Here is a 10,816-nt window from a genome sequence, read left to right as displayed (position 1 = left end):
GCGCTGCGCGGCGGCGTCCCGCATCGCGTACGAGTAGTGGGTGAAGGCGCCCGGGTTGATCACCACGGGCACCTGCCCGTCGGCCGCCTCGTGCAGCCACTCCACCATCTGCTGCTCGGAGTTGGTCTCGTGCACCTCGACCTCGAAGCCGAACTCCTTGCCCAGCGCGGTGCAGCGCTCGACCAGCCCGGCGTACGAGGTGGCGCCGTAGACGTCCGGCTCGCGGCTGCCCAGTCGGCCCAGGTTGGGGCCGTTGAGCACCATCACCCTGGTCACGCCGAGACCTCCGCGTACGCGGCGACCAGCAGGGACGGGTCCGGGCCCTCCAGGACGGAGGTCTTGCCGAGGCCGTCCAGCACGATGAAGCGGATCAGGTCGCCGCGCGACTTCTTGTCGATCTTCATCGCGTCCAGCAGCTTCGGCCAGGCGTCCGCCCGGTAGGTCAGCGGCAGGCCGACCGAGGCCAGCACGGTACGGTGCCGGTCGGCCGTCTCGTCGTCCAACCGCCCGGCCAGGCGGCCGAGTTCGGCGGCGAAGACCATGCCGATGGAGATCGCCGCGCCGTGCCGCCACTTGTAGCGCTCGTTGCGCTCGATGGCGTGGCCGAGGGTGTGGCCGTAGTTGAGGATCTCGCGGCGGCCGGACTCCTTGAGGTCTCCGGAGACCACGTCGGCCTTGACCTGGATGGCCCGGCGGATCAGCTCGACGGTGTGCGGGCCGGCCGGGGTCCTGGCGCCCTCCGGGTCGGCCTCGATCAGGTCGAGGATGGCCGGGTCGGCGATGAAGCCGCACTTGATGACCTCGGCGAGGCCGGAGACGTAGTCGTGCTTGGGCACGGTCTCCAGGGTGCCGAGGTCGGCCAGCACGCCCACCGGCGGGTGGAAGGCGCCGACCATGTTCTTGCCCTCGGCGATGTTGATGCCGGTCTTGCCGCCGACGGCCGCGTCCACCATGCCGAGCAGCGTGGTGGGCATGGAGATCCAGCGCACCCCGCGCAGCCAGGTGGCCGCGACGAAGCCGGCCAGGTCGGTGGTGGCACCGCCGCCGAGGCCGAGGATGACGTCGCTGCGGGTGAAGCCGGTCTGCCCGAGCACCGACCAGCAGTACGCGGCGACCTCGGCGCTCTTCGCCTCCTCGGCGTTCGGCACCTGGAGCACGATCGCCTCGTAGCCCTCGCCGAGCAGGTCCTCGCGGATGGCGTCGGCGGTGGCGGTCAGCGCCTCCGGGTGGATGATCGCGACCCGCTTGGCCCGGGCGCCGATCAGCGGCGCCAGCTCACCGAGCAGCTGGTGCCCGATCAGCACGTCGTACGGGTCGTGGCCGGCGCTGCCGCCGACGTGGATCCTGACGGTGGTGTCAGTCATGGGGGGTCTTCAGCTCCAGTGCTTCCAGTACGGCGTCCGCGACCTGCTCGGGGGTGCGTCCGGCGGTGTCGACCACCACGGTGGCCACGTCGAGGTAGAGGGGGCGGCGGGCCTCCATCAGCTCGCGCCAGCGAGCCCGCGGGTTGACGGCCAGCAGCGGGCGCGGGGCGTCCAGGCCGGTCCGCTTGACCGCGTCGCCCAGCGGGACCTCCAGGAAGACCACCGGCAGCTCCCGCAGCAGCTCACGGGTGGCCTCGGCCAGCACCGCTCCGCCGCCGAGCGCCAGCACCCCGTCGTGCTCCGCCGCGGCCGCGCGCACCGCGCGGACCTCCAGCTCGCGGAAGTGCGGCTCGCCCTCGTCGATGAAGATCTCCGGGATGGGCTTGCCGGCCACCGCCTCGACGTCGGCGTCGGTGTCCCGGAAGGCGACGTCCAGGCGCTCGGCCAGGGCCCGCCCGACGGTGGACTTGCCACTGCCGGGCGGGCCGACCAGCACCACGATCGGAGACGTCATCGGATGATCAGGTGGTCGAGGTAGCCCTGCACGTTGCGGCGGGTCTCGGAGACGTTGTCGCCGCCGAACTTCTCGTTCACCGCGTCGGCCAGCACCAGCGCGACCATCGCCTCGGCGACGATGCCCGCGGCGGGCACCGCGCAGACGTCCGAGCGCTGGTGGTGCGCCTTGGCGGGCTCACCGGTGCGCACGTCCAGGGTCTGCAGCGCCCGCGGCACGGTGGCGATCGGCTTCATCGCCGCGCGCACCCGCAGCACCTCACCGGTGGACAGGCCGCCCTCGGTGCCGCCGGAGCGGCCGGAGGTGCGCTTGACGCCCTCGGGCGTCGGGACGATCTCGTCGTGCGCCTTCGAACCCGGCACCCGGGCCAGCTCGAAGCCGTCGCCGACCTCGACGCCCTTGATCGCCTGGATGCCCATCAGCGCGGCGGCCAGCCGGGCGTCCAGGCGGCGGTCCCAGTGCACGTGCGAGCCGAGGCCCACCGGCAGGCCGTACGCGAGGACCTCGACCACGCCGCCGAGGGTGTCGCCGTCCTTGTGGGCCTGGTCGATCTCGGCGACCATCGCCTTCGACGCGTCCGCGTCCAGGCAGCGCACCGGGTCGGCGTCCAGCCGGGCCTCGTCCGAGGGCAGCGGCAGCACGCCGGCCGGCGCCTTGGCGGCGGCCAGCTCGACCACGTGGGAGACGATCTCGATCCCGGCCACCTCGCGCAGGTACGAGCGGGCGACCGCGCCCAGCGCGACCCGGGCGGCCGTCTCCCGGGCGCTGGCGCGCTCCAGGATCGGCCGGGCCTCGTCGATCGAGTACTTCTGCATGCCGGCCAGGTCGGCGTGGCCGGGCCGGGGGCGGGTCAGCGCCTCGTTGCGGGCCAGGCCCGCCAGCACCTCGGGCTCGACCGGGTCGGCCGACATGACCTGCTCCCACTTCGGCCACTCGGTGTTGCCGACCATGATCGCCACCGGGCTGCCCATGGTCAGACCGTGCCGGACCCCGCCGAGGAAGGTGACCTCGTCCTGCTCGAACTTCATCCGCGCACCACGGCCGTAGCCGAGCCGGCGGCGCGCCAGCGCGTCGGCCACCACGGCGGTGGTGACCGGTACACCGGCGGGCAGGCCTTCCAGCGTCGCGACGAGTGCGGGGCCGTGCGACTCCCCCGCCGTCAGCCAGCGCAACGTACCCAACGGAGCTCCTTCATCAGCGGGCCGGCCCACGGCACCGCCGCGGCCCGCCCAGACGTGCCTTCCGAGTGAATCCTTTCATGCCCCGACGGCCCCTGCGGGCACAGTCCGCGTGACGGACGGCAACGGGTCACGATCCGGCCATCGCTCGGCGCCCTGGGGCTCAGCGCCCGGCCAACGCCTTCTCCCCCGCCTCGCGCATCGCCGCCAGCGGGCCGGGCACCCGCCCGGTGAAGGCCTCGCTCTGCAGCACCGCCTGGTGCACCAGCAGGTCCAGCCCACCGAGGACGGTCGACCCGCGCTCGGCGCAGGCGGCGGCCAGCGCGGTCGGCCACGGGTGGTACAGCACGTCGAACAGCGCCCCCGGCGCGGCGGGCAGCGCGCCCGCGAACGCGTCGGTCGCCCCGACCGGCGTGGTGGAGACGGTCAGCGGCCGCTCCAGCGCCTCGGCGCCGCGCTCCCAGTCGGCGGTGCGGAGCGCGAGGCCCAGCCGCTCGCCCAGCTCGGCCATCTCCCGGGCCCGCTCGGCGCTGCGCACGTAGACCGTCACCTCGCCGGTGCAGATCTGGCCGAGCGCCGCCAGCGCGGAGGAGGCCGTGGCCCCGGCACCCAGGACGGCGGCGGCCGACACCTCGGTGATGCCGCGCTCGCGCAGCGCGTTCACCAGCCCGGGGACGTCGGTGTTGTCCCCGGTGCGGCGCCCGTCGGCGGTGAACACCACCGTGTTCACCGCGTCCACCGAGCGGGCCGTGTCGCTGACCTCGTCGAGCAGCGGGATGATCGCCCGCTTGAGCGGCATGGTCAGCGACAGCCCGGCCCACTCGGCCTCGTCCAGCCCGGCGACGAAGCCGGGCAACGCGGCCTCGTCCACCTCGAACCGGTCGTAGCGCCAGCCGCCCAGCCCGAGCGCCGCGAAGGCGGCCCGGTGCAGGTCCGGCGAGAGCGAGTGGGCGATCGGCGAGCCGAGAACGGCCGCCCGGTGCTTGCTGGTCAACGCTGCCTCTCCGCGAACTGTCGTCCGGCCGTGGCTACTTCTTGGTGGTGCAGTGGCCGCGCGCCTCGTCGAAGCCCTGCCCGGCCGACTGGCAGTACTCCTTGACGTTGGCGTAGTGCTCCTTGCTCGTCTCGGCGAACCGGGTGTCGGTCGGGGACATCGCGATGAAGTACAGCCACTTTCCGTCCGCCGGGTGCAGCACCGCGTTGAGCGCGTCGTCACCGGGGTTGGAGATCGGACCGGGCGGCAGGCCCGGGTTGATGTAGGTGTTGTACTTGTTGGACGCGTCGTCCATGTCCTTCCGGTCGAGGTCCTTGCGGCCCAGCGAGTACTGGAGCGTGGTGTCCATGCCGAGCCGGTGGTTGATCTCGCCGCCGGCGGCCAGCCGGTTCTGGATGGTCTTGGCCATCTTGGCGAAGTCGTCCTTGTTGTTGCCCTCGCGCTGGAGGATGCTCGCCTCGATGAGCACCTCGTAACCGGTCTTCAGCCCCACCGAGGCGGCCTGGGAGTCCAGGTTGGCGTACTTCTCGGTGGCGTTCTTCACCATCTGCTTGAGCAGGTCCTCGGGCTTCATGCCCTCGGCGAGGTTGTAGCGGGTCGGCCAGAGGAAGCCCTCGATGTTGCCGTTCGCGTACGCCGGCAGGCCGAGGTCGTTGACCTGGTTCTTGGCGACGCCCGCCGTGGTGCCCGGCTCCAACTTCAGCTTGGAGTCGATCAGGGTGTAGATCTCGGTGGAGTTCTTGCCCTCCGGGACCACGATCCCCGCGCCGCCCGCCTGGGCGAGCAGCTCCTTGAGCGCGGCGTCGGCCGGCATCTCCTTCTTCAGCCCGTAGAAGCCGTACTGGATGGTGCCGCACTTGGGCTCGGCGTTGCAGGCCTTGGTGAACGCGTCGACGCTCTTGACCACGCCCGCATTCTTCAGCGCCAGGCCGATCTGCCCGCCGACCGCGCCCTTCTTGACCTCGACCTGGACGGAGCCGGTGCCCTCGCCGGTGTAGTCCGGCGGCGGTCCGAAGTGGTCCTGGTAGAAGCCGTAGCCCCACCAGCCGGCCCCGCCCAGGGCGCCGAGCAGCACCAGGGCGACCAGCAGACAGGCGCCGCCGTTGCGGCGGCCCGCCTTCTTGCCCTTCTCCTTGCGCTTCTTCTTCGCCTCGCGCGAGTCGTCCTGCTCACCGAGGAAGCCGACGTCCTCGGCCTCGGCGTGCTCGTCGAGGTACCCGCCGTCCTCCGGGTGGGCGTCCTCGTGGCCGTCCCACTCCTCGGTCTCGACCTCGTGCGCGGCGCCCACCGGGTCGGCGCCGGACTCCAGCGCGGCGGCCTCGGCCTCCCAGTCGATGCCGTCCGGGCCCGGGCCCGAGGCCGGCGCGGCGGGCTCGGCCTGCGGCGCCCGCTGCTGAACGGGCTGCTGCGGGACCTGCTGTTGCGGCACGATCTGCTGCGGCACGCCCTGCTGCTGCATCGGCACCTGCTGCTGGGCGTAGCCCTGCTGCACCATCTGCTGCTGGGGCATCCCCTGCTGCATCGGCACCTGCTGCTGGGGGTAGCCCTGCTGCTGGTACCCCTGCTGGAAACCCTGCTGCGGCACCTGCTGCTGCGGATAACCCTGCTGCTGGTACCCCTGCGGGTATCCCTGCTGGGGCGCCATGCCCTGCTGCGCCTGCTGCTGCGCGTACCCCTGCTGCACGTCCCCGTACGGCTGCTGGGCCTGCTGGCCCTGCTGGCCCTGCTGCTGCGGGTACTGCTGCTGCCACTGGCCGTCCTGCTGGCCGGGGACCGGCTGCTGGCCGCCGTACCCGGGATCACCGGGGTGCCACGGCTCGCCCTGGGGGCCGTAGCCCCGACCCAGATCGGTCATTGATCCCCTTAACCGACGGTGACGGCCGGAGGATCGGACCGGCCGTCCGGGACGGCGTCGTCCCGGCTGATTCTCGAACCGGCGTGCTAGCGCAGCGCCTGGGAGGAGACGTTACCGTACCGCAGCCATACCTCCGCCCGGGCGGACGTACCGTCAGTGAGCGACCTCACCCTCGGCACACGAGGCCGTCACGGACCCGTCACGGCGTCGCCGCAGGCGTGGCCGAACCGGACGGGGAGCCGGACGCCGAGGCCCCCGACTTGGCCGAAGCCAGGTTGGCGTTGAACTCCGCCACGTTGCGTTGCTGCACGTCGAAGCTGTCGGTGAAGCGGGTGTCCCCGGGCTTCACGGTCACGAAGTACAGCCAGTCCCCCGGCGTCGGGTCCAATGCCGCCATGATCGCCTGCCGCCCCGGGTTGGAGATCGGGGACGGCGGCAGTCCCGCGTGCACGTAGGTGTTGTACGGGGAGTCCAGCCTGGTGTCGGTGACGGTGGTGTTCAGAGTCGATCGACCGAGCGCGTAGTTGATCGTGGAGTCCAGCTGGAGCGGCATGCCCTTGGCCAGCCGGTTGTAGATGACCCGAGCGACCTTGCCCATGTCCTCGGTGTTGTCGGCCTCGCCCTGGACCATGCTGGCCACGGTGACCAGCCCGTACACGCTCTGCCCGAAGTTCTGCGCGACGACGAGGGCGTCGTCCCGGCTGAACTCCTTGCCGGCCCGCTCGACCATCTGCTTCAGCAGGTCCAGTGCGGTGGTCCCGTCGGTGACGCTGTACTTCGCCGGGAACAGGTAGCCCTCCGGGCTGCCGTTGGTGAAGTCCGGCAGACCCAGCTCGGCGGCCTTCTCCTGGGCGGTGCGCTGGGCGGTGCCCGGCGGCAGGTTGAGCTTCTTGTCGATCGCCGCGTAGATCTGGTAACCGCGCCAACCCTCGGGAATGGTCAGGCCGTTGGCATTGGCCGGGTCGATCAGGATGGCCAGAGCGGCGGCCGCCGACATCTTCTGCTTCAGCGTGTAGGTGCCCGGCTGGATCCGCCCGGCGGCCGCCGCGCTGCCCCGGGCCGCCCGGGTGAAGGCGAGCGAGCTGGCCACCACGCCGTTGCGGACCAGCGCGGACGCGATCTGGGTCAGGCCCGCGCCCTCCGGCACCGAGACCTGGACGCTGCCGTCGCCCTGCCCCGCGAAGTCGGCGGCGGCCGGGGGTCTGCGCTGGGCCTGGTACCAGGTGTAGGCCGTCAGTCCGCCCCCGCCGAACACCGCGACCAGCGCGAGCGCGGTCAGCCCGCAGGCCAGTCCGTTACGCCGTCGGTGCGGATCCGGCGCATCGAAGCGCGGCCGGGGCGCACCCGGAGGGCGACCCTCCGGCTCCAGCACCGGCGCACCCAGGTGCCCGGGTGTGAGCCCCGGGTGGAAGTCCTGGTCGGTCATGGCTCGCGTCCCCTCGGCGGTCTCGAATCGGTCCGAGTCGGTCCGTGCCGTTCCGGATCGACCTGGGATCGGTCCGGAACGGCAACAGAGTCGAACGAAAAGAAACGAAAAGAAGAGGGGTCCGTGCGGACGCGTCCGCACGGACCCCTCAACCGGGACGTTAGAACAGGCCGGTCAGCCGGCCGCCTCGACGCTCTCACCGGGCGGGCGTCCGCTCACCCGTTCGGACTCAAGGGCGGTCTGGAGGATCACCACCGCGGCGGCCTGGTCGACCACCGAACGGCCCTTCTTCGCCTTGACCCCGGAGGCGCGCAGCCCGTGGGTCGCGGTGACGGTCGACATCCGCTCGTCCACCAGCCGCACCGGCACCGGATAGAGCCGGTTGGCCAGCCGCGCCGCGTACGCCCGGACCTTCTCCGCCGCCGGGCCCTCCTTGCCGCTGAGCGAGCGCGGCAGCCCGACGATCACCTCGATCGCGTCGTACTCCTCGACGATCGCGGCGATCCTGGCCTGCGACTTCACCCCGGCCGGGACGGTCTCCACCGGCGTGGCGAGCACCCCGTCGGGGTCGCAGGACGCGACCCCGATCCGGGCGTCACCGACGTCGACGGCGATCCGCCGCCCCCGTCGGAATGGGGGCCTCCAGGGCCCCTCCCCGATCTCCATCAGGAAGCGCGCTCCGCCACCAGGCCGCGCACCGCCGCGATGGCCTCGCCGACCGCGGCCGGGTTGGAGCCACCGCCCTGGGCGACGTCGTCCTTGCCGCCACCGCCGCCGCCGAGGGTCTTGGCGGCGGTCCGGACCAGTTCGCCGGCCTTGATGCCGCGACCGCGGGCGTCCTCGTTGGTGGCGATCACGGTCAGCGGGCGGTCGTTCGCCACGGTGAACGCGGCGACCACGGCCGGGCGCGAGCCCAGGCGACCGCGTACGTCCAGGACCAGCTTGCGCAGCTCGTCCGCGCCCACGCCGTCGGCGACCTGCGCCGCGACCACGGCGATGCCGTGCACGTCCTCGGCCGAGTCGGCCAGGCCCGCCGCGGCGGCCAGCACCTTCTCGGCGCGGAAGCGCTCGATCTCCTTCTCGGCGTCCTTGAGCTTGGCGAGCATGCCCGAGATCTTCTCCGGCAGCTCCTCCGGGCGGCCCTTGACCAGCTCGGTGAGCTGGGAGACCACGGTGTGCTCGCGGGCCAGGAAGCGGTACGCGTCGACGCCGACCAGCGCCTCCACGCGGCGCACGCCGGAACCGATCGAGGACTCACCGAGCAGCTTCACCAGGCCCAGCTGGGCGGTGTTGCCGACGTGCGTGCCACCGCACAGCTCCTTGGAGAAGTCGCCGATCGAGACGACCCGGACCTCGTCGCCGTACTTCTCGCCGAACATCGCGATGGCGCCGGCCTTGCGGGCCTGGTCCATCGTCATGACCTCGGCGGTGACCTCCAGCTCGCGGCCCAGCACGTCGTTGATCTTCTGCTCGACGTCCACCAGCACGCTGCCCGGCACGGCCGCGGGCGACCCGAAGTCGAAGCGGAAGCGGCCCGGGGCGTTCTCGGAGCCGGCCTGGGCGGCCGTCGGGCCGAGCGCGTCACGCAGCGCCTGGTGGGTCAGGTGGGTGGCCGAGTGGGCGCGGGCGATCGCCCGACGGCGCTCGGTGTCGATCGTGGCGTACGCCGAGGCGCCCAGCACGACCTCGCCGAACAGCACCCCGCCGGAGTGCACGATGACACCCGGGACGGGCTGCTGCACGTCGCGGATCTCCACCACCGCGCCGGACTCCAGCCGGATCCGGCCGTGGTCGGCGAGCTGGCCGCCGCCCTCGGCGTAGAACGGGGTGCGGTCGAGGATGAGCTCGACCTCGTCGCCCTCCGAGGCGGCCGGCGCCGGAACGCCGTCCACCAGCAGGCCGACCACGGTGGCCTCGTTCTCGGTCAGCGTGTAACCGGTGAAGACGCTCGCGCCGGCCTTGTCGGCGACGTCGCGGTAGGCGGCGACGTCGGCGTGGCCCATCTTCTTCGCCTTGGCGTCCGCCTTGGCGCGGTCCCGCTGCTCCTGCATCAGGCGGCGGAAGCCGGCCTCGTCCACCTGGAGGCCCTGCTCCTCGGCCATCTCCAGGGTGAGGTCGATCGGGAAGCCGTAGGTGTCGTGCAGCTTGAACGCCTGGTCGCCGGAGAGCACCACGCCGCCGGACTGCTTGGTCTCGGTGACCGCGGCGTCCAGCAGGTTGGTGCCGGCCTTCAGGGTCTGGAGGAAGGCCGCCTCCTCGGCGACGACGACCGTCTCGATGCGCTTGCGCTCGGTCTCCAGCTCCGGGTACTGCGGGGCCATCGCCTTGATGGCGATGTCGATGAGCTCCTTGGCCACCGGCTCGGTGGCGCCCAGCAGGCGCATGTTGCGGATGGCGCGGCGCAGGATGCGGCGCAGCACGTAGCCACGGCCCTCGTTGCCGGGGGTGACGCCGTCGCCGACCAGCATCAGCGCGGTGCGGATGTGGTCGGTGACCACGCGCAGCGAGACGTCCGACTTGTGGTCCGCGCCGTAGGAGTGGCCGGTGAGCGCGGCCGCGCGGTCCAGGATCATCCGGCTGGTGTCGATCTCGAAGAGGTTGTCGACGCCCTGGAGGATGGCGGCGAGGCGCTCCAGGCCGAGGCCGGTGTCGATGTTCTTGCTCGGCAGGTCGCCGAGGATCTCGAAACCGTCCTTGCCGTCGCCGTGGCCGCGCTCGTACTGCATGAAGACCAGGTTCCAGATCTCCAGGTAGCGCTCGCCGTTGACGGCCGGGCCGCCCTCCTCGCCGTACGCGGGGCCGCGGTCGTAGTTGATCTCCGAGCACGGGCCGCACGGGCCGGGGACGCCCATCGACCAGAAGTTGTCCTTCATGCCGAGGCGCTGGATGCGCTCCGACGGCACGCCGATGACGTCACGCCAGATCTGCTCGGCCTCGTCGTCGTCCTTGTAGACGGTGATCCAGAGCTTCTCCTTCTCCAGGCCGTAGCCGCCGTCCGCGACGGGAGTGGTGAGCAGCTCCCACGCGAACTTGATGGCGCCTTCCTTGAAGTAGTCGCCGAAGGAGAAGTTGCCGCACATCTGGAAGAAGGAGCCGTGCCGGGTGGTCTTCCCGACCTCCTCGATGTCCAGCGTGCGCACGCACTTCTGGACGCTGGTGGCGCGCGAGAACTGCGGTTTGACCTCGCCCAGGAAGTAGGGCTTGAACGGCACCATGCCGGCGTTGACGAGCAGCAGGGTGGGGTCGTCGGCGACCAGGGACGCCGACGGAACGACGGTGTGGCCGCGCTCCTCGAAGAAGCGCAGCCAGCGGCGGCGGATCTCAGCCGACTCCATTAGTGGTCCTTCCGGTTCGTTCCGCCCCGCGGCAGGGCTCGGCGGGGCGTTTCTTCAATGGTCTGGGGGATGGTGCGGGCGGGAGGCAGGGCGGCGGCCGGGCTACCGGGCGCCGCCGAGATAGCTCGGTACTGCGGCTCGCGCGAGGGG

General features: G+C 72.0%; 10 protein-coding genes. 1 reads left to right on the top strand and 9 read right to left on the bottom strand.

Translation table 11 applies throughout. The features are described from left to right. From J0670_RS17440 to mltG (J0670_RS17415), 6 genes are all read right to left on the bottom strand, one after another. On the bottom strand, positions 1-264 hold a 264-nt coding region (locus tag J0670_RS17440; protein WP_207812526.1), incomplete at its 3' end, for a type II 3-dehydroquinate dehydratase. An 8-nt stretch (positions 265-272) separates the two neighbouring features. After that, positions 273-1,364 carry a 3-dehydroquinate synthase gene (aroB, locus tag J0670_RS17435; RefSeq protein ID WP_207812525.1) on the bottom strand — a complete coding sequence of 364 codons (1,092 nt, stop codon included), beginning with the start codon at positions 1,362-1,364 and terminating at the stop codon, positions 273-275. Beyond that, positions 1,357-1,878: a shikimate kinase gene (locus tag J0670_RS17430; protein ID WP_207812524.1), complete on the bottom strand. Its 522-nt coding sequence runs from the start codon at positions 1,876-1,878 to the stop codon at positions 1,357-1,359. Before J0670_RS17430 ends, aroB begins: the two co-directional genes overlap by 8 nt. After that, on the bottom strand, positions 1,875-3,059 hold the full coding sequence (gene aroC, locus J0670_RS17425; RefSeq protein WP_207812523.1) for a chorismate synthase: 1,185 nt from the start codon (positions 3,057-3,059) through the stop codon (positions 1,875-1,877). Before aroC ends, J0670_RS17430 begins: the two co-directional genes overlap by 4 nt. A gap of 160 nt (positions 3,060-3,219) precedes the next feature. Then, a complete protein-coding gene (locus J0670_RS17420) occupies positions 3,220-4,050 on the bottom strand; it encodes a shikimate dehydrogenase (RefSeq protein ID WP_207812522.1) in 831 nt (276 codons plus the stop codon). 34 nt (positions 4,051-4,084) lie between these two features. Beyond that, on the bottom strand, positions 4,085-5,509 hold the full coding sequence (mltG, locus tag J0670_RS17415) for an endolytic transglycosylase MltG (protein ID WP_207812521.1): 1,425 nt from the start codon (positions 5,507-5,509) through the stop codon (positions 4,085-4,087). Here mltG (J0670_RS17415) and J0670_RS17410 point away from each other — a divergent pair. After that, the gene (locus J0670_RS17410) at positions 5,471-5,908 is read left to right on the top strand and encodes a hypothetical protein (protein ID WP_207812520.1); all 438 of its coding nucleotides are present in this window, start codon (positions 5,471-5,473) and stop codon (positions 5,906-5,908) included. The genes mltG (J0670_RS17415) and J0670_RS17410 overlap by 39 nt on opposite strands. A 196-nt stretch (positions 5,909-6,104) precedes the next feature. On the opposite strand, the gene mltG (J0670_RS17405) is transcribed toward J0670_RS17410, so the two are convergent. The 3 genes from mltG (J0670_RS17405) to alaS form a co-directional block, all read right to left on the bottom strand. Next, entirely contained in the window at positions 6,105-7,331 is a 1,227-nt protein-coding gene (gene mltG, locus J0670_RS17405) for an endolytic transglycosylase MltG (protein WP_207812519.1), read from the bottom strand. Between the two features lie 174 nt (positions 7,332-7,505). Further along, the gene (gene ruvX / locus J0670_RS17400) at positions 7,506-7,997 is read right to left on the bottom strand and encodes a Holliday junction resolvase RuvX (protein ID WP_207812518.1); all 492 of its coding nucleotides are present in this window, start codon (positions 7,995-7,997) and stop codon (positions 7,506-7,508) included. Then, positions 7,997-10,666: an alanine--tRNA ligase gene (alaS, locus tag J0670_RS17395; RefSeq protein WP_207812517.1), complete on the bottom strand. Its 2,670-nt coding sequence runs from the start codon at positions 10,664-10,666 to the stop codon at positions 7,997-7,999. Before alaS ends, ruvX begins: the two co-directional genes overlap by 1 nt. Positions 10,667-10,816 lie beyond the last annotated feature (150 nt).

It is taken from the genome of Streptomyces sp. FH025, from assembly GCF_017427025.1.
Taxonomy (GTDB): domain Bacteria; phylum Actinomycetota; class Actinomycetes; order Streptomycetales; family Streptomycetaceae; genus Kitasatospora.
This window is presented reverse-complemented; position numbering and strand designations above follow the sequence as displayed.

Excerpts from the sequence above, each read along its gene's own strand:
- aroB (WP_207812525.1), bottom strand. The coding sequence starts at position 1,364 with ATGACTGACACCACCGTCAGGATCCACGTCGGCGGCAGCGCCGGCCAC.
- J0670_RS17430 (WP_207812524.1), bottom strand. The coding sequence starts at position 1,878 with ATGACGTCTCCGATCGTGGTGCTGGTCGGCCCGCCCGGCAGTGGCAAG.
- mltG (WP_207812521.1), bottom strand. The coding sequence starts at position 5,509 with ATGCAGCAGCAGGGCGTGCCGCAGCAGATCGTGCCGCAACAGCAGGTC.
- mltG (WP_207812519.1), bottom strand. The coding sequence starts at position 7,331 with ATGACCGACCAGGACTTCCACCCGGGGCTCACACCCGGGCACCTGGGT.
- ruvX (WP_207812518.1), bottom strand. The coding sequence starts at position 7,997 with ATGGAGATCGGGGAGGGGCCCTGGAGGCCCCCATTCCGACGGGGGCGG.
- alaS (WP_207812517.1), bottom strand. The coding sequence starts at position 10,666 with ATGGAGTCGGCTGAGATCCGCCGCCGCTGGCTGCGCTTCTTCGAGGAG.